We start from the raw sequence: 20,877 nt of genomic DNA on the forward strand, positions 1-20,877 counted from the left end.
TCTCATGGACAATGCAGAATTCTATAAACAAAGCACGCTCCCGAACCTCACCAAAGGAAACGGAGAGCCAACGATTTCATCTGGAAAAATCGGTCCCTATAAAATCGACACGCTTTTGAGTAAAGGGGGAATGAGCTACCTCTACCTTGGGATGCATCCTGATGGATTTCCGCTTGTTGTCAAAGTTCTTTCTCCTAAATTCATGACCCATTCTGAAATGGTACAGCAATTCCTTAAGGAGTCTGAAATCATTGGCCTTACAGATCATCCCAACATCATAAAGCTCTATGGCCAAGGAAAATGGGAAGGCGGCCTCTACATCGCAATGGAGTTTGTTCAAGGAATCTCTCTTAAACAATTCATCATGCAGCAAAACCTCTCAATCAAAAGCTCTCTCGACATTATTCTTCAAGTTTCGTATGCCCTCCTTCACCTGCACACACACGGCGTCATTCATCGTGACCTCAAACCTGAAAACATTTTGATCACCGAAGGAGGACAAGTCAAAGTCATTGACTTTGGGATCGCTCAACTAACCCATGATCGGAAACCTCCCCTTCCTTCTTATAAAAGTCAGTTTTTGGGAACGCCTAGTTACATGAGTCCTGAGCAAAAAAAAGATCCGCTCAAAGTCACTGTCGCAACCGATATCTATTCCCTTGGTGTCATCACCTTTGAACTCATTGTCGGCAAGCTCAGCTACGGAAAGATCCAACTTTCACTTCTCCCAACCAACCTACGTAAAATTGTTGAAAAAGCATTGCAACCTGCCGCCATAGAGCGGTACCAAGACATTGTCGACTTCATCACAGATATTTCAAGCTATCTGAAAACACTCGCAATAAAAAGAGACTCTCATCAGGTGCAAGATGTTAAAGAAATTTGGGAACAACTCGAGCAAGGACACCGTAAACTTCTCCCTAAAGCTGTCCCTAAGTGGAATGCATTTGATATTGGCTTTGCCCACTATGATCCGGCAGCTGACCTCGGCACCTATTACGATTTTTACCGCTTTGCCGATAAGTCCTATATGATTCTCATTGCCGAACTCAATGAAAGCCGCCTGGAATCCCTTGGAGAAATTGGTCTCTTAAAAGGAATGATTCTCAGTTTGACCCACGATGCAAAAACTTCCCAGGATCAGAGCTTTGAACCGATTAGCTTCATGACAAGCTTAAACACGATGTTCTGCGCACAAGAGTACAAATCTTCCTTTGCCTTCCATCTTCTCCATCTCATGCCCCAAGACAATCAATTCTCATTCATCTCTTGCGGATTTCAACCGCTAATTCACCTCCCAGTAGGAAGTGAAACCCCTCGCTTTTTAGCCAACCAAAACCCTTTGCTTGGTACAGATCCTCACCATGGATTTTACGAAACAACAGAGAATTGGAATGAAGGAGATATCCTCATTGTCCATTCCTTCCAAACAGATTTGTCCGAAGCAAAAGAAAGCCAAAAACTCGAAGAGACAATCCGGACGGCGCTCCCCTCATTTATGCAGCTTTCTGCGCAAACGCAAGCTGAAGGTCTTTCAAGCGAGCTGACCAAAGCAACGGCAAAACAGAATCAGGAAGTCCCTCACTCGGTCCTCACTATTCAGCGGATCACTTAATCAAGTAGACACTGCAAAAAACGGGATCAACCCGAATCCCTTCAGGGTAGACATAAGGAACAGGTTCCCACTCCTCAGTCTTCCAGTAAAACTCCCCGAACACTTTTTCTTCATCAGGAAGAAACGAATCGATGATGAAAAGGTAAAGTCCCTCATCAGAAAGAATTGCAAGCTTGGATAAAAGCTCTCGTGTTTTTTGAATTTTCTTATGAGACGTGAGAAATTCATCTCCATCGATCCCCTCATAAAAAAGGGAAATTTCAGGATTTTTTAAATGCACCGAATCAAAAGTTCTTCCTTCTAATGTTTGATAATCTCCAGAGAGCGTTTCCACGTTGATCTGGTGATATCCCTGCTGTTGCGCATAAAGTGCAAGTTGCATGGCTGCATAATCGGCATAATCGGGATAAAGATCATTCACATAGAAAGTTCCCTCATCCCCATAACGTTCGACGAGTTTGTCTAGTGTCCAAAAGAGAACGGCATATTGATCTTGAGGGTCATATTCAGTTCCCGATTCCTCTAAAAGGTCAATATAGTTTTCTTTTTCAGAAACAAAAGAAAGGGCCATCAGCACTGTTTTTTGTTGAGAAGTTTGGGTATGACCATCCTCCCCATAATTCCCCGCCCCGAGCTCTAAATGAGTCCATCCAAAAAGGGAAAATGGAAGTGTTAGAAAAAATAGAGCGATTTTTTTCATTCGGGAAGAGTATCCGTTTTATCGTGGTTTATGTGAATTTCTCCTCTATAGATCTGCTCAGAATCAAGGAGGAGATTGAGTTTTTCAATCCCATAGCGGAGATTACAAACCCACTCGCGATAATCGAGTGTGAACTCATCTTCTCTTGACTTAATCGTCTCAATGAAAGCTTCTAACTCATTGCTATATGGGCAATAGAGATCGAGCTCAATTTTGACGTGGTGAATTTCTTCATTTTCCTCTGTCTGCATTTAAGGCAATTGCCCCAAAAGCTAGAAAACCCGCTAAAAGCCATTTCATAGGAGTCCTACATTTGATGTGGAGGAAAAATTTTACCACAACTTATGACAAAAGGTCAAATTTGGTAGAAGTCTTTGGCATTTTGATAGAAAAGTTTCGTCTGCGTCTTTTCATCAAACTGGCTAAAAATTCTTTTAAGACTATCTAACAACCCTGCAAAGGTACAATGGAGACTATCTGGTGGGAAGTTACTGCCAAAAAAACACCGATCCACACCAAAGAGTTCTATTGCTGTTAAGAGATACGGTTCGATGGTTTTTTGATCTGACGTTTTCAAGACTGAACTTATCCCACTGATTTTAAAATGAACATTGGTTTCTGAAGCTAATAGAGCAAGGCGATTTTTCCACAGCTCAAATCCCTCTTTTGAAAGATCAAGAGGCCAACCAAGATGTTCGAGAACAAAGCGGACATCAGAGTACTCACGCACGATTTTTGTTGCATCGGCAAGTTGGTGAGCAAAAAGGGCAAGTTCAAATGAAAGTTCATACTTAGCTAAAAGCTTTAACCCTTTTTGCCATCCATACTCTTGAAGAAGATTGGGCTTATCCGAATCTTCTTCACGAAACAAAATTTGCCTCGCACCTCGCACATTCGGATATTGAAGATGATCTTTCAATTCTTCTTCTAAATCATTGGATGCAAGATCGGTTTGAATCACAATCCCATGTGGGAAACCATAGGTATCGGCTTGTTTTTGTAGCCACATCGTTTCATGAAGTGCTTTTTTGGGATTGGCATTTGCTTCAAGATGGATACTTTTTGTGATATGGTGCGGTTTCACCATTTTTAGGTAGTCGTCGATCAGAAAGTTCTTTCGTATTTTCTTGTAATCTCCAACCAACACCTCTATTAAAGGGTTACGCTCTTTTATCCAGGGATAATCCCCGTGATCGAGATCCCACAAATGCATATGAGCATCGACAATTTCACCTTTGTACATGTTAACTCCTTTTATACTACCCTAAAAATCTCAATACTGTTTTAATGGTTTTTTAACATGCATGCGCTTTTTTGATGGGAAAAAATTTGCAGCTTTCAAATCTCTTTTTTTGTTGCGAAAAAAAAGGTGCGCACTAATACCCATCTTTGATATGAAATAAGAATTTTCGATTAATGCATAAATACATGATGAAAAGTAAAGTTCTGCGCCTCCTGACTCTCACTTCTTTTGTATGCTGTTCATCTCTACATTCTGTCCCAAAAAACGACCCTGAAATGACTGAAGCAACAGAGCCCGAACGCTCTGTTATCCCTCCTGAGACAGGTCCTGGGTACACCATCAATTTCAACAATGTTTCGATCATTGAGTACATCAAATTCATTAGCAAAATCGCTAATCTCAACTTCATTTACGATGAAAAAGATTTGCAATTCAACGTGACAATCGTGTCAGAAGAAGCGACTTCACTTGTCAATGTCATGTCAGCCCTTATCCAAGTTCTTAAAGTGAATGGATTTGGTGTCGTTGAACAGGGGAATAATCTTCTCATCACTCGGTCGGGAACAGTCAGCCAAATTGCAACTGTCGTTTCTCAAGAGTCTCCGTTAGCAGAAGGACACATTCCCCCTATCATGACTCGCGTGTTTAAAATCAAAAACACCAATCCTTCCATTGTTGGACAACTCATCTCACCGCTTCTTTCAAAAGATGCTGTCTTAGAAGTCTCAGCGCAAACAAGACATGTCATCATTACCGACATCACTCAAAATATCGAAGAGATCCAAAAACTTTTACTTACCCTAGACGCAGCAAAAAGTCCCCTGAACATCGACTCTTACACCACACGTAATAACTCTCCCGAAACGCTCATCGACTTAGCAAATCAGATTATCATCCCCATTTCTGAAGGGAACCCCATCATCTATGTCCCTCAAGATCAAACTAACACCATTTTCATCGTTTCAACTCCCTATTTGATTGAAAAATCGATCATGATTTTCGAGGATTTGGATAATCCTCCTTCACTCACACAAAGATTTTCTGGACCAATCACTGGAAGCAATATCCTCATCTATCATATTGAAAACAAGCCTGCCGATGTTTTGCAACAGGCTGTTCAAGGTGTCCAAGCAGGACTAGCTAAACTCGGTCCTCCATCGCAATCTCTCGTCCAAACCTTAAGCACCATGCGCTACATTCGTGAAAGCCACTCGCTTGCTTTCATTGGAACTCCTGCAACGCTTAGTGAAGTTCAAAACCTTCTTACGAAACTCGATGTGCCCTATACACCCACAGAGCTTGAATACCTAAAAAGTAGCTTCTACCTCTACACCATTAAAAATGGCGATGAAAAACAAATCTCCCGTTCCCTCGATAAATTTGTACAGACCATCAAAAAATCCGATCATCCGCCAACACACTTGATTGAAACGATCGAGTCGATGCAGTGGATTAAAGAAAATAACTCTCTCCTATTTTATGGAGATGACCATTCGATCAGCCGTCTTAAAGAAATTCTCCCTACTTTTGACACTCCAATTCATCAAGGAAAAACATCTGGACAACTCCCGCTTAGCAATGACTTTTACGTTTACACTCCCAAAAATCTCTCAGGAGAAGCTCTACTCAAACAGATTAAGGATATTGATAAGAGTTTAAAAACTGGGAACCTTGCTGATCCTGCTTTCTTGCACGCGCTCAGTACTGCTGAATGGGTTCCTTCCACTCAATCACTCGTCTTTACAGGTGACCCTCAATCTCTTGATCGTGTTCACGCTCTTCTCAATACAATCGACCAACAAAAAGGACCTGCTGAACAAGGATCTACTTTCTACATCTATAAAGTAACCTACGTCCAGCCAGGATTTTTAGAACAAGGACTTCAAAAAACTGCTAAATCCCTACCTAAAGGAAGCACTGTTGCTGTCGCCATTGATAACTCTAAGTACATTCCTGACACCAACTCGTTTGTCTTCCAAGGGACTCCTACTACAATCAATCACATCAAAGATATTATTGGAGCAATTGATACACAGCAAAATGCAGAAGTAGAAGCTTCTCACAAAGTGCAGTACTTTGTGTACCGCTTGCAACAAGCGCCTGGTTCTTTTGTGATGCAAGAGCTCGATCAGACTGCTAAGTCTCTTAAAGGAAGTAACCTTGATGAAAAACAACTTATAGAAGCCATCCACAACATCACTTGGAATAAGCAGACGAACTCACTTATCTTAACCGGTACGGATCCAGTTCTGACTAAGCTCAAAGGAATGATTGCTAAGTATGATATTCCAACTGCTCAAGAACCCTCTCAATTTTATGTTTACCGCCCTTCGACCATGTCTGCCGCAGATTACCTAACACATATCAAGGAAGTCGCAAATGAAATGCAAGCAAGTGGTCTAGTTGACGAAACACTGATCAATTCGCTGCAAAATGCTCGACTTGTCCCCGATAAAACTGCTGTCATGTTTACCGGCACCCCAACCGCAATTGAAAAGATGAGAGAAGTGGCTCCCACTTTTGATACTTCAACAAGAGCAAAAGCCACACAACTCTTCGTTTACAAACCAATCTCAATGGATCCGCAGCAGTTTCAGAAAAACATGATTCAAACCGGGGCTGACTTGAAAAAGTCCGGACTCCATGACGCCCCTCTGATCAACTCCTTCAATTCTGCTCGCGTTTCATCTGATGGAAACACAGTGATTTTTACAGGAACACCTGATGCCATTGCAAAACTCCAAACAATGGTTCCGACAATTGATGAAGAAAATGAGGCTGAGCAAGCAAACAAAATTTATCTCTACACACCAATTAATCGCTCGCCAGAAGACATCAGAAAAGCGGCAATTCAAGCAGCATCTGAAATGCAAAGCACTATCAACCCTAATACTTCTCTTATCACTGCTTTAAGATCAGGCAAAATTGTTGGGCATGAAAAATCAATTCTATTTACAGGAACTCCCGAAGCTGTTGCAAGATTAAAGGAATTGGTTCCCGCCTTTGATAATGAAAAACCAGCAACAACAAGCTTTTTCGTTTACAAGCCAAAATCGATCTCTGCAGTTGATCTTCAAAAACGCTCGATTCAAGTGGCAGGTAAATTGCAAGAAGCCGGTCTAAATGATCCCCAGCTTCTTGAAGCCTTAGAAAGTGCGAAACTCTCTCCTGCAGGTGATTCTGTAACTTACGTCGGAACTCCAAGCGCCATTGATCGATTAGAAAACATGATCCCTACATACGATTCGGGAATCCAAGCTGAAAAAGCCACGCAATACTACGTTTATCAACCTAAAAACCTGTCGGCTGAGGAATTCCAGCAGCGCATGACCGATGCTGGTAGCACTCTTAAAGAATCTGGGCTTGCGGATCCTAACTTAATTCGCACCCTTAAAACCTCTCAAATCACCTCTGGTGGCAAAGCCGTTTTATTTACTGGAACTCCTGAATCGATCGCATCCATCAAAGAACTTGCTGAAAAATACGACCTACATCAACAAGCTCCTGAAAAAGCGACTGAGTTCTTTATTTACACTCCTAAAAGCATGTCAGCTGATGAACTCCGCCGTCACGTCAGATTATTTGCTGAAAACATGGAAGCAGCAGATTTAGCCGACCCAGCACTTCTCAAAACTCTCAACAATACGAAGCTTGTCTCTAATGGAAAATCGGTTCTCTTTACAGGAACCGAAGCTTCGATCAACGGTGTAAAAACCCTTCTTCCCACTATTGATCAAGAAAAAGAAGAAGATGTTAAAACCGTTGGCAAAACCACCTTTACGGTCTACAAGATTAAATATGTCTCAGGCCCTGCCCTTATGGGTTACTTGCGCGACTTAGCAAACGACTTTCAACGCGCTCAATCATCAGATACTGGACTCATACAAACGCTTCAAAACATGCGCTTTGTCAAAGAAACGAACTCCATTATCTTCACAGGGACTCCTAAAGATCTCAAAGAAGCAACAGCGTTGGCAGCTAAATTTGATATTTCGGAACTTGCAGGAGAACAACCTGTTCGCGCTCCCTCAGGTTATTTGATCTATAAGCCCAAGAACCTTTCTGGGCAGCAACTCATTCTCATTTTGCGTGACTTTGAGCAAAACCTTCTCACATCTGGAGTCAACGACTCACTCCTTTTCGACACCATCAATAACTTAAAGTGGATGCAACAAGTTTCTTCTATCGTCATCACTGGAAGTGACCAGGACACACAAAAAGTTTACGCACTCCTCGAGCGTTTTGATACACCTGCGCCAGGCATTCCGGGAGAAGACTCAGGGATAGAAAACATTTCCGACATGAGCTTCCTCATTTACAAGTTGCAATATCACTCTGGTGGAGAAATTCAATCAGCCTTACAAAAAATTGGTGACGACCTATCCAAAATTAAAAGTGATAAGGTCAACCAAGGACTTGTCGATGCGATTAAGGCAGTCCAGTGGATTGAAGTGACAAACTCTCTCATCTCGACAGGTGAAAGCGACTCTCTTGCGAAACTCAAAGAACTTATCAAGAGCATTGATATCCCCTTACGTCAAGTCTTTGTCGAGATCCTCGTCATTGAAACCGACATTGCAAACACACTCAATTTCGGACTCCGCTGGGGATCTCAAGGTGTCTATCGCAACAAATTTGCTTATGGAACAGGTTCATTCCCTCAACCTCCTGGACAAAATGCTCCTGATCCTTTAGCAAACTTTAACGCCGGGTTACAAAGCATCACTGCCACAACTACTCCAACAGGGCAAATGATTCCATTTGTCAATGGATTCGATCTTGGAGTCATTGGAGATATCATTCTCCACAAAGGACAAACCTACTTCTCCTTGGGTTCTGTCGTTGATGCCCTCAAAGCAGATAACGACTCCACGATCGCTTTGAACCAAAAAATCATCACGCAAGACAATAAAAACGCAAGCATTTTTGTCGGTCAAAACCTCCCTTATACAGGCTCGGTCGTTCAAAATGTCGGCACTAACACCACCGTTACAAACTCTAACCTCGAATACCGTGATGTGGGAGTGAGCCTCAGTATTACTCCACAAATCGGCGATAACGACACTGTTACTCTCAATATCAACCAAGAAATTACTGAAAATATTTCGAATAACAGCTCCTCTAGCCCCATTACACTTAATGGTATCGCCACAAGCAAAACAACAACCCAAACCTCCGTCACTGTTCCTGACAAAGCCTTCCTAATCATCAGCGGACAGATTGACAATACCCTCTCTCAAACACGCACAAGTATCCCTTGCTTAGGAGGACTTCCCCTCATTGGCGCAGCCTTCTCACAAAGTGACTCGCTTACTAACAAAAACTCGATCATTATCTTTGTCCGTCCCCACATCATTAAATCTTATGATGTCTACAAAGAAATCACCGCTAACCAAGAAGAACTCCATCGTGCTCAAACCGACAATGTCGAAGCCTTCGATGCAGGCCTAGAACTCGTAAAAACACCAGATGATTACTAGAGAGTAGGGAAAGAGAATTCTTTCTCTTTTTCTGCCTGACTCCGTGATCCCTTTCAACAACCCCATTCAGGATTGCCAAAGAAAGCTTCTTCAAGAATTTTGAATGCTTTCGCGCTCTTCAAAACCAATTTTTGAAGTTGTTTGAGTATATAATGAAGGATTTCCTCTAAATCTACTAAACATGATTAATGAATTATACACTCATCTGGAAAAGGACAGTATTTTATTCTCTTATGAAAATGATAATCAGACAATCACTCTATGCGGAGGGACACAGCCCCGTGGAGTGAAGTTTAAATTTTGGATTGGAGTAGCTCAAATCACAGGAGGATGCTTACTTATGCCTATTAGTCCTGTAGCTGGAGTTGCGCTAATAGGTGCTGGTGCTGGCTGCGTGATTGACGCAACAGCGTCTGCGTTAGATAATAAGGAGCAATGGGAAAATGAACTCAATTAAAGACAACGAATCGGCCCCGAGAATTTGCCTCCTAGTCCACCTAATCAATTGCCGCCGCCTCCGTCACAACGTAGTTCCTATAGATCTAAAGAAGCATCATCCACCTTCTTAGTAGAAGATGAACGTAGTATCTACAGCCAGTTGCTCATTTGAGCTTTTTGAGTGGTATTCATCTCTTAAGCTCATTTTGATACTCTCTTAATTATAAAAATAATATCATTAAAATCTTCGTCTTCAGCTAGGCAATTGCAAAGGTAACCTTTTTCATTCTCCGTTCCTATTGAAAGGCCTGGATTCATATTCCATTTTTCAGTATTCTCACCCCTTTTACTGCTGTGGAATTTATGAAATCGAAACTCCTTTTGCTCTTATTGGTGGTTTTTGTGTCCTCTTGCTATAAGGTCTCCGATAAGCTTGAGCCTCAGGTGAACTATGCTGTGCAAGATCGGTACTTGAAACAGCTTCCCCCTGCATTTCCTGAGCTCAGCTATGAGGAAAAAAAAGAAGCCTGGGGCAAGGAATACATTCTAGGGCAAAGATTTGCTCAAGATCTCGACTTCTATCGCGCTATTACGACATTTAAGCGGTCGGAATATCTTCTCCCTGAGGAAGACACTGAGCGTCTACTTGAAATTCAGTACCAAATGCTTCTGTGCTATTACTTGGGCAAACGGTATCAAGATGCCATTCAAACTTACAATCACTCGAAGCTCTACACTACTACGATTGCATTTCCTGCTTACCACGACATGCTAGTCATCCTCTACGAATGTTACATCGAAACAGGTGATCAGCTCAAAGCCGAGCATACACTACGGACAATCCGTAGCTACTATCCCGAGACAGCAAAAAAATTAGAACTTGCAACGATTTTAATTGAAGGGGATCTCATTGCCCTTGAGAAAGAGTCTCAACAAAGTCCATCTCAAACTTACCTCTCAGAAATTCTTACTGAATATGACGCAAAAAAAAAATCTGTTAAAAAGGCTCAAACATTCAACATGATTCTGCCAGGAGCAGGCTACCTCTATGTTGGACAAAAGCAATCTGCAGTCACTGCTTTTTTGCTCAATGGTCTCTTCATCGCAGCTGCTGTCCACTTTTTTTGTAAGGGGGAAATTGCAGCAGGTGTCATCACCACAAGCTTTGAGGCGGGGTGGTACTTTGGGGGAATTTATGGTGCAGGAGAGTCGGCCAAACTCTATAATGAACGGGTATACGAGGATTTGGCGTATCCAGCACTCAACCGGAACGGACTTTTTCCTGTCCTCATGTTGCAATATGGGTTTTAAAATACAATTTCTTATCGTTTTCTTTTGTGTTGCTACGGCAACGTTATCAGCCGAGATCGGCTATCAAGAACCCTGGGGAAAAGATGCCGAACTGGTGCCTCGACAGAGTCGGATTCCTTCAGTCCCAACTACAAAAGGAATCTGGACTAAACTAGCTGAGCAAGTGATTCTCTTTCACCAAAATGTACTGTCTCCTGTTGATGGACCGCGTAGCCACTTTCGGCCAACAAGTTCCCGTTATATGCTCCTCGCCATGCGACGTCACGGCTTTATCAAAGGGTTTGTGATGGGGTGCGATCGCCTCTTGCGCGAAAACAAAGAAGAATGGGTCTACCGCACAATCACAATCGATGGAGAAACATTTAAATGGGATCCTACTTACTAGCAATTTTATTGGGGAGCTTTCTTATGATAAATTCCAAAATCAATTCCCGTGAGATTGTCTTTTGCCCCGAGTTTCTTGAAGAAATCAAGTGTCACTTTCCCCTTTCAGGCACTCTCAAACAAGAACCTGATGGGTTCACCTATGTTGATCTTGATGACCGTTATATCCATGAGTTGATTCAACACTTGCCGTGCGAAGGGTTTTCTAAGCCTCCTTATTTTGGACCAGGTCTCATAGGTGCTCACATCACAGTCATCATGCCAGAAGAGTGGACCACCTTTCAAAAAATTGAAGAGTGTGGGACGGAAGTATCTTTTTCTCTCAAGGAATGCGAAGTTGTCCACCCTGCGCGAGAAGATATTTCCGAAATCTTTCTCATCACAATAGAGGCTCCTTTTCTAGGAAATCTTCGGGCAAAGTACGGTTTGCCTCCTCCTCTATTTGATTTTCATATCTCACTTGGTTATAAACCTGGAGTATAAGCCTTCTTTACATCACGAGGGCTGAGTAGTTATCAAGAGATCTTTGATAATAAGGCCATGGCTTCACAAACCGGTCTTCAATCGTTTTGAAGAATGGAATTGCGATTTCACTTTCTTGAAGCTTTGTTTGATCTTCATGGTCAAAATCGAGCTTTCCTGTATAGGGCCGCGCTTCCAGCATGAGAGCTCTTAAGTTGGTCTCGTTTGCTGTCTCTTGCGTCCACTTCTCTTTGCCATTCGCTGCAAGAAGATTCATCGTATCATTTCCAATGAGGTAGTAATCAAAGTCATCATGACGCACGCGCCCATCTTCTTTATCTTGTTTCATTGCTGCATAAATCTCATTTGCTGTATGCAGATCAAGCAGAACGACTTGATAAGTCTTCTCTTTCCGGTTTTGAACAATGAGCGAGTAACGTGCAGGCTTCATTGTCACGCGATAGAGCTCAGGCATGTACTCTGAAATTCTAAAGAAGTTATCGCAGCAAAGAATATCGGGATTCACGTACCTCTCACTCTTAGGATGGAACCGTTGAACTTTGGGATACTGTCCAAGATCGTCATAAGGACGCTCAAGTGGCTGAGGCTCTTCAGGCTCGAAGAAGAGCGCTGAACTGCGCGCAAGATCTTTGACTTGAATCATCTCGAGTTCAAGATCTTTATCATCTTCTTGTTCAACTTCTGAAAACGAAAGTTGAAGCTCACTTCCACCTCGGAGCTGCGTTGCTTTTTCTCTTAAACGATTTTTTTCAAATTGACCTTCGATGAGAGGTTTTAATTTGTCTCTTGCATAGTCTTCTGCAAGATTAGGATGCTCCGCAACGATTTTTTCAAATGTTGAAAGAAGTTCTCTTTGAGTTCCTTCAGTCACCTCGTCCATTGAGAGCTCTTCGCGAGTTAAGCGGAGAGACCCAATGGGATCTTGAAAGACTTTTTGGCAGTAGAAGTTGCCCAGTTGATTGAACAGTTTTGTTCGCTCAGACATGGGTAAATCGAGATCTTTGTTCCAGAAGAGGTTCTCAATTTTTGCAAGCCATTCATGATACATGACATCAAAAGCTTCATCTCCTTGTTTTTCTCCTTCTAAGTTGAAGACATACAAGAACAAGTCTTCGAAGAGCATCTGCTGCTCTTTAGGAATCTCAAGCGCTTCACGGATGTATTCCATTTCTTCTTCAATCGTCACGAAAGAGGCAACCATTCCGCTATTAAGACCACGCAGACGTCCAGCGCCTTGCATGAAAAAGTCTCTTCGAGTGAAACGTCCACATGTGATAATGGCTTTTGCTTCACGGTCAAGATTGATGTCAAATCCGATGACGTCTTCTTGTCTGTAGACCTGGAAGATTCGGTCAACATCAATTGAGGCGTTGGCACGGAGCACAGGAGCAGAAGCACCTCGTTTTAGAATGAGGTTTCTTCCTTCTGAGTCAATGAACCCAACTGCATCAATAGGAGAAGCTCTATGGGCTGTGACTTCGAGAATCGCACGAGCAAGCTCTTCACTTGATGAAAACCCTCTAATGTATCCTGCAATGTCAATAATTACATTAAAGTTTCCATTGAAATTGTGGAACAGATGATTGATCAGTTCTCTTCCTTCCAACTTCGGGATGGAGAAAAGTTGATCTTTCGATTTTTGCCAAAGCACGATTAAGTTACGGAAAATCGTTTTAGGGTCAAAATTGAGCTTGAATCCGCTTGGCACGTTCTCACTAAGCGTTCCAGTCGCCCCTTGGTTGTGAACCCGATTGAAGATCAATTGTGGATAACTGACAATCTTACGAGGGAAGTACTCCAGTTTTGGAAGAACATACCCTTCTGTAAAGAGGAGACGGTTTTGAGGGGTGCTATTGATGGCTTCAAGGAGCGCCTGTTTATGTCCTTTTTTCAATTCGGCAAACTGCGGTAATCCACCAAGCATGTTGCTAAACCTTTGGTAAACTCGGAATCCAACACTTCCCTCAAATTCTTGTTGAGATTTGGAGAGGGAATCATTGATGAGCCCTTCAATGAAATCTTCAATATGCTTCATTTCAAATGGCACTCTAATATTCGCTTGCATAGTGAAATTCAAAATGAGGTCAAGTGCAGAAAACTGCGAGCGAGGAATAAGCTTCCCATTTCGAGCGGGATAGGCAATTCGATCTTCTCCAAGTTTATACCGTTCGTTCCAACGGCAACTGAAACTCTGTCTGAAATATGTCACAAGTTCTCTACGAATCTGAGCAAACTGACTCGACTCTTTCTGATTGAGCGAACTAAAAAACGTTTCGCATCCAGCATCATACCCACCAGCTAAACTCGTGCGAGCAGCAGCCTGGTGCTGAGTTGGGATCGCAAATTTCTTGATCACGCTTTCAATAAGAGCAGGTAGAACCACCTTTTCATAGGTCTCTTCATCGACATACTTTTGAGTCTCGCTACCTTCCGCTTGCTGCATGAAATCAAAGTCGATTCTTTTTAAGAGCTCGGTATTTTCCACAAGAAGGTCGTACAATTCTCTTGTCGTTTCAATGTAGGAAACTCCGAGTGGTTTTTTTCGCCCTACTGAATAATCGTAAGAATAACGGATGTAAAGTGCGTCTGTCGCTTCATCGATAAAGTTCGAAACTTTTTCAGCTAAAATGCAGCGCGTTTTATCGAGTTCTTCGATGTACTCTGCAGGAAGACCTTCTTGTGCACGCCTGAAATAATTCTCTTTGTGTTTTAAAACAGCAATTCCGTGGAGCGAGTTGATCGAAATGACAACACACTTTCCAGTCGCTTCTGCATCTTCAAAAACTTGATTGATGTATTTCAAGTAATTGAGATCATTTGCACGTGTGCGATCAAAGTAAATGGGAGAAATGCCTTGGTCATAGACTTTTCCTAGAACCTGTTTTAAGTGAATTCGCATTTCTTCGAGAAGCATTTCGGGAACTGTAATCATGGCAATACGGCCAGACTGACTTGTCAAGTAAAGCCAAAGGGGAATCGCTACTTTTGATTTTCCAAATCCTGTGTGCGCTTCTTCTATAATGCGCTCCAAAGTTTTGGGATCTCCCATTGCCCCTGTTAAACGGTCTAAGAATGTCACCTGATTTTGTCTCAAGGTGAGTTTCATGAAATATTCAAAGACGAGCAAGTGAGGATTCTGCGCACCAGCAAAACACCGTTTCGTTTGAAGAATTTGCAAGCTATCAGTAAGGAGCGCGTCGACTTCTCGCTGATCTTTTGCAGGATCATGGTATTGCCCTCGCCAGCTATAAAAAGCATTTGCAATTCTATTGCGAGCTTGTGTCTCTGTTAAACGGGTATGCAACATTTCTGCTTGGGAGAGCTTTTGACATGCAACGGCTAATCGATCTTCAGCTGTTTTTGCGACGAGATACTCTCCAATGAGTTGCTCAAGACGGGCCAATTCTTCTCGTGAAAGCGAAGGGTTACTGCGCAAGATTTTCTCATGATCTTTTCGTCCAAAAGCAACGATCAGTTCTTCTAATGACAGGGCTTGAAGCAATCCACCTTTCACTTCTAAATGAAGCTGCGGAGGGTAGTGATGTGCAATACGTAAAACGAGACTACTTTTTTCTCTAGCTATCTGCTCAAACTTCTCCTTTTCTTTTCGAACAATAGCGCGAAGAGCTCCAATACGATTTTGATTGATCTTGTATTCCACTGTGCCGTTGATTCTTTCGAGCTCTGCTTTTTTCTCGTCTAGCCCTTTCAGGAATTTAGCACGCTCTCTTTGAACGCAAGGTTCTCGAGAGTCTTCTTTTGCAGCGGTGAATTTACGGCGCATCTCTTCTAATGTCTTGAGATCTTGGCTCTTATCACACCTTTCAGGAATGAGATAAGGATCGTCTGAACTTTGAAAGCGTAGACACGTTTTAATCGGAGCATCTAATTGGGAATTAAACGTCAGTGTTGGCGTAAAAATCTCTGCGGGCATAGTCGGCTTAAGATAAGGAAGCGGTTTCGGTTCGCTTGACCAAATCCGACTCATGATCGGTTTTTGAAGTCTTTCTAACTCTTTTGAGCTCCACTCAATTGCAGGCCTTAAAAGTGCTGAGAGAAGAGAGCGGAAAAAGAGACCAAAGTAGCGTTCTTCACATAGCTCTGCAAAAGGACCTAAAAAGCGACTTGGGATACGCAAAATCATGATCACAAGGAGCATTTGAATGGTCCATAAAACTATTTTGGCTTTATGAGTTTCGTAAGTTTGTAGCACAAAAGTCTTTGTCATTGAATAAATGATTGAGAGTCCTTCATTGATGAAAGACATTAAATTTATTTGCTTAGCATCATTATAAAGTTGAGTGATCACTTGCTCTTTTGAAAAAGTCTCTTGTAAGACAAGAAGTTCTTCTGTTTTTGGGAATGCAAAAGGATTGTCTAAAACCCCCAGAAGAATTTCTCTGATCGCCTTAACTGTATCAGATTTATCTAATGAGCAAGATCTCAGTAAATAGCGCAGCTCTTCGATCCGAGGATCTGAAGGGGCAGCAGTTTTTGCCAAATGATAATAAGCCAAAAAGTTTTGAATAAATACGTCATGAGGGCGCAAGACATTATCAATTCCTTTGAGCTCTTTTAGCGCATCTTTTGAAAAAGGGATTTGATCAAATGGAATACGATAGAGATCAGCCCCATTGGCAAACGTACCTAACTTCGTAAGAAACATTTGAACTTGCGTCATTAAGTAGTAGACGAAGTTCGATGGAATGAGCGTATTCAGTTGCGCGAATTGGTCTTCTGAAAGTTTAAAAGGAAACACATTGTTTTGCTCATGACGGTATTTCACTCCATCTTGGAGTAAAGCCTCTTTCAGCTTTTTTTCTTCCTCTTCTGAGAGTTTATAGAGCGGGTCATTGAGTACACTGAGCTCCAATTTCAAACGAATAGCAAGAGAGCGAGGATTTGTATCAAAACCACCTTCTCCTATCATCGAGATAAAATAATTCAAAATACCAATTGTACGCTCGGTATGGAGAGGGGTTTGTTTTTCCCACTCTTTCAACCAAAGAGCAGCTTTGTCATAATTACGTTCCTGTAATGTAAGGTACATTCCATAGAGCAGCTCTTCATGTCCCATTTTTGAAAAATCGATTTCTTTTTCTTCGTCTAAATGGTAGACAAGAAGAGATTTAGCACTTTCCTTTGTAATTGCAAAGAGGGCATTCTCAGTAAGATTCTCTCGCTGTCCAGATGCTGTAAATGGAGCCTCAAGAACATACACAACTCGTTGACCCTTGCTGTTGCGCAAGACGAGGTAATGGGATGAAGGTTCAAACTCACTTGATCGAAAACTAGGATCTAAATGATATCCTGGATGCGTTGAGCTCATCCAGTGTCCTAGTGTTGGATTTTCAGGATCGCTTTCATAATTGAGAGTCAGCCCTAACTTTTTGTAATCGACTCGAATGACTTTGTTTTGGCTATTTTTCCAGATGTAGAGATCTTTGGGAGGAGCAATCCGGTCTAAAAATTGGCCCATTGGCGCATCATAAGAAGACGTTGCAAGGTAAAGCCCTGTCCGATTTCCTTTTTCAAGTAGCTCGATCCGTCCATTTTCAATACAATAAGAAGGAAGAATCTCACCTTGTTTAAAAACCAAGTCTCGCCCATCTTGCCTGTAAACTTCTAATCCATCTGACTCAAAGTTAGTTGAAAAAGGATAGCACCGAGCACGAACACAGAGACCACCAAGCTGCGCATATGGAACGCGCCTGTAAACTCCTTGAAACGATTCTGTATTGATCACACGTGTACGATTTTCTAGTGTTGTACGTTCAATGTCACCAACATGTGTGACAAAACCATGATCCAATCTTCTTGTTTCTTCGCGGGACCTGTCAGGTACATCGGAAACGCCCCCAACAACTCGATTGATCAAATCCCTGAACGAATCTTTTTTCGCCGTGTTTTCAAAATAAGGCCCAAGAGAGACAAGACGCCCTGAAAGGTCAAGTTGAAGCTCAGGTTCATTTTCTCCTGCAATGAGGTAGCGGGTTTGCATTAAAAAGTTTTGATACGCCGTCTCGACTTGAGGATCATCTTTTTGGTACCGGATCAAATAGGATAGTGCCACCCCTTCCATCCAGAAGAGAAAGCTAGTCGTTTGATCCCAATTGTAACGCTTGGAACTAATCCGTCTTTTCTGCAAGAAATCTAACAACTGGAAGACTTGCTCTGGATACGACTTAGAAGCACGTTCAAGCAAACTATGGGTGTTTCCTTCTTCAATAAAAACTTGCGTCAAAAATGCTTGGAAAAAGGTGCAGAAAATCTGCTTACGCATCCGTGGGAAAAAGCGGTCAAAATGTTTCACCGCAAGATCTATTGTAAGGTCTTTATAGGTGGTGATCCCTAAAAGGCTTTGAAGTTCATAAAAGGGTATCCCTTCTTCTTCAATTTCAATTCCCTCATTCAGAAGCAAATGCTGATTCTCATGAATTTTATCTATGTTGTCATAACGGAGCTCTCTTTTAAGAATCGGCAAAAGTTTTTCAGCCTCTCTCCCTTCGATATTTGGATAGGTTTCGAGGAAAAGGTTTGTTTGGCATGCTTCTTTATCCTCTGTTCCGGGGAAACGATCAGAATAACCATTCTTAGAATTATAAACTCCTGAAAAATCTTCTACAAATTCGTGAGTGCCGGAATAATCGTATGCATAATGCGAAAATTTATGATAACTTTGGCTTGAAGCTCTTACGCCAAAATAACCGAAGAATTCTCCCCAGCAATGGAACAATTTTTTCCACTCTACTGGCTCTTCGGGATGGCTAAGAAGTCTCCATCCTGAATAAAGTTCCCGCACACAATCTAAATCAGTCGCAGGCTTATGATCCGGAGGAATCCGTTGTAAACGAGCCTGCTCAATTTGATCTTTCAGCTCTTGCTTAAGAGTTGGGTGGGCTTGTAAATGCTCATAAAGATAATACAAATGAGGATACCGTTTCAGTCCATCAAGACTTGAGACTTTCACATCCATCAAAGCAATGTTGTCTGCAGCTTTTAACTCAGAGCTTTCTTTAAGGATGTAGTCAACCGATTCACGGAATTCTTGCATCCTATCTGGATGTGTGGGCCTAAGAAGAAACAGTCCATCGGACTCTAAAACAGTTTTCATTCGGGACAAGAAAAAATCTCTAACCCCTTTTGCTCCCACCATCTGAGAATACACTTTAAATTCAACGGTGATGACTTTTAACATAAGAGCAGCATCATCAGATCCCATGTGAAGTAATCTACCATGATACCGATCTCCACTCAACTGACGAAACCATGAATTTTTTAAATCTTTCGCCGTTTCGATCAATCTTATTCCCTCATCGGTCTCCCAAATTGGGTCGCTCACACTCGGAATGGTTTCGACTCCTCGGCGGAGGATACAAAGGCGGTCCCGATCAGAGTAACGATGATGACCACCCTCATTTAAATAATAGCTGAGCTTAGCTTGAAGATTCCCATCAGGGGGATTCAATACGACTTTCCGAGTCACGGGTGGCTGGTGAGTTAAAACTCTTACTGGCATTGGGAGGATTTCTTGAAACGGCACCTCGCAAGGAATGCGCCCTTGTTCATATAAAACCTTTCTCCCCTCTTCAAATGTTTGAATGCCTCGATCAAGAACAGCTAATCTCTTCTGAATGGCCGTCGATAGCTCTTCCATTTCTGCAAAAGACCGTCTAGCTTTACGTGCTAAATGAGACGAGGTTTCTTTCAGCGCATATAAATTCTCTTCTGTGATCTCTTTTTCTCCCACATAGTCTTCTAGCACAGCATCGCAAAAACCAAGCATAAATACTTCACTGCACTTGGGTCCTAACACGTCTTGGATGATTTCTTTTAAAGCTGTGAACTCACTATTAGGGGCAATTTGTAACTTTTTCCCCCGCTTCTGGTAACCACCTGTCTTTGTCGGCCATTCACCGAGAAGTTTTTCTGTAAAGTCATCCATTGTCAATTGGGTAGGATTCCCATCTGCTTGTGTGGAATGACCAAGGTTGAGAAATGTGCGCCAAAAAAAACTCTTTTGAACCTCTTCTAGAGGCGCTGGACGCAAAACCAATTCTGGGTGGATGCGTAGACGACCAAATTCATCATCAAAGATCGCTCCTTCAGCACCTTGACCTAGATTGATCACCTGACCGGAAATCCACTGTTTCCCATCCCGCTCTTCAAGTTTAAAAGTGATGTAAGCGCGTTGAGCAACAGGCCCCATGAGGATTCCTGAAGGAATGCTAATCGTTTTTTCAGTCGCAAGTTTTTCTAGAACCTTCTGGGCAAACTTTTTATGATCGTTCCCATATGTTTTCTTTAGCCCTTCAAATTCCCGTATGATCTTTAACCTTTTTTCGAGAAGGTCAATGCGATCAGAGTGATCACTTAGAGCTGCATGCATTTCCTTTCGCTCATTTGATCGAATTCTCTTGATGAGCTCAAGCAGATATCCCGCCAGTTGCTCTGCATTCGCTGGATAAAATACATCTCCTGTAAAACCTCCATGAACAACCGAAAAAAGACTTGTCAAATCTGGAGGTAGATCTACAGCAGCCGCTGCTCCGCTCTTTTTATCTGAAAGTAATGTTTTTTCCTTTTGTTCGATGGCTTGAACATCGGTTCCTTTACTTTCCACATCTGGGGAAAGTTTAACAGCAAGGTAGCGAAGAGAATGGAGCGTCTCTCTGATACTCCCTGAATACCGAAAAGGTTCACAAGCTGTAGCTAATTCATCCAAAGATGCAAAGGTTAAATACCCCAAAGTATTCATTTCATCTCGAAGCTTTTGCAAGGCATCATAAGCTTTTTCTTTTTCAGGGCCATCATGATAAGAAGACCTCACTCGGCTCGCAATGTATTGGATATCTCTAGAAATCAAGAAGGTAAACTCTGACTTTCTAAACGATTCAACTAGACCATACCCCATCTTTCCAACTCCACTTGGAAGAAGGGTCACTGTAAAACCTACCGCTTGCATTCCTGCATTAAGGGCTAATCTAATATCAGCAAAAATAAGTGACAGATTGAACGTCACGATATGAAAAAAGAGATCCGTTAGATACCCGACTGACTTGGCAGCAAGCCCAGGAATCACATCCACAACTACCACCCACTTAAGGCGAAGCATCTGACTCCAATCGCCATCAGTTGCTTGCTTCTTTAATGCGCCTAGGTCACAAACCGCTTTATGAGAAATAAACGGATCTAGAATCGAACGAATCGCCATCTTTTTACC

10 protein-coding genes are annotated in these 20,877 nt (G+C 42.2%); 6 read left to right on the top strand and 4 right to left on the bottom strand.

Features of this window, described 5'->3' with window-relative positions:
* Window positions 1–4 precede the first annotated feature (4 nt).
* Window positions 5–1,615, top strand: coding sequence for a serine/threonine-protein kinase (locus tag SNE_RS12445; protein ID WP_013944349.1), 1,611 nt, complete (start codon window positions 5–7; stop codon window positions 1,613–1,615).
* On the opposite strand, the gene SNE_RS10240 is transcribed toward SNE_RS12445, so the two are convergent.
* The 3 genes from SNE_RS10240 to SNE_RS10250 all read right to left on the bottom strand — a co-directional run bounded on the left by SNE_RS10240 (window position 1,608) and on the right by SNE_RS10250 (window position 3,558).
* Entirely contained in the window at window positions 1,608–2,315 is a 708-nt protein-coding gene (locus SNE_RS10240; protein ID WP_013944350.1) for a hypothetical protein, read from the bottom strand. The two genes, SNE_RS12445 and SNE_RS10240, sit on opposite strands and share 8 nt — an antisense overlap.
* Window positions 2,312–2,566, bottom strand: coding sequence for a hypothetical protein (locus SNE_RS10245; protein ID WP_013944351.1), 255 nt, complete (start codon window positions 2,564–2,566; stop codon window positions 2,312–2,314). The genes SNE_RS10240 and SNE_RS10245 overlap by 4 nt, the downstream gene beginning before the upstream one ends.
* Window positions 2,567–2,670: 104 nt before the next feature.
* Window positions 2,671–3,558 (bottom strand): amidohydrolase family protein, encoded by an 888-nt coding sequence (locus SNE_RS10250; RefSeq protein ID WP_013944352.1) that lies wholly within the window; start codon window positions 3,556–3,558, stop codon window positions 2,671–2,673.
* A gap of 185 nt (window positions 3,559–3,743) precedes the next feature.
* On the opposite strand from SNE_RS10250, the gene SNE_RS10255 reads away from it, so the two are divergent.
* The 5 genes from SNE_RS10255 (at window position 3,744) to SNE_RS12450 (ending at window position 11,654) form a co-directional block, all read left to right on the top strand.
* Complete coding sequence (locus SNE_RS10255; protein ID WP_158307240.1) at window positions 3,744–9,038, top strand: secretin N-terminal domain-containing protein; 5,295 nt, start codon at window positions 3,744–3,746, stop codon at window positions 9,036–9,038.
* Window positions 9,039–9,219: 181 nt separating this feature from the next.
* Window positions 9,220–9,495, top strand: coding sequence for a hypothetical protein (locus SNE_RS10260; RefSeq protein ID WP_013944356.1), 276 nt, complete (start codon window positions 9,220–9,222; stop codon window positions 9,493–9,495).
* A 344-nt stretch (window positions 9,496–9,839) separates the two neighbouring features.
* Entirely contained in the window at window positions 9,840–10,787 is a 948-nt protein-coding gene (locus tag SNE_RS10265) for a tetratricopeptide repeat protein (RefSeq protein ID WP_013944357.1), read from the top strand.
* Complete coding sequence (gene yidD / locus SNE_RS10270) at window positions 10,777–11,172, top strand: membrane protein insertion efficiency factor YidD (RefSeq protein ID WP_013944358.1); 396 nt, start codon at window positions 10,777–10,779, stop codon at window positions 11,170–11,172. Before SNE_RS10265 ends, yidD begins: the two co-directional genes overlap by 11 nt.
* A gap of 23 nt (window positions 11,173–11,195) precedes the next feature.
* Window positions 11,196–11,654, top strand: coding sequence for a hypothetical protein (locus tag SNE_RS12450; RefSeq protein ID WP_148259010.1), 459 nt, complete (start codon window positions 11,196–11,198; stop codon window positions 11,652–11,654).
* Window positions 11,655–11,661: 7 nt separating this feature from the next.
* Here the strand turns inward: SNE_RS12450 and SNE_RS10280 are convergent, their stop codons facing one another.
* A complete protein-coding gene (locus SNE_RS10280) occupies window positions 11,662–20,868 on the bottom strand; it encodes a DUF3638 domain-containing protein (RefSeq protein ID WP_013944360.1) in 9,207 nt (3,068 codons plus the stop codon).
* Window positions 20,869–20,877 lie beyond the last annotated feature (9 nt).

It is taken from the genome of Simkania negevensis Z, assembly GCF_000237205.1.
Taxonomy (GTDB): Bacteria; Chlamydiota; Chlamydiia; order Chlamydiales; family Simkaniaceae; genus Simkania; species Simkania negevensis.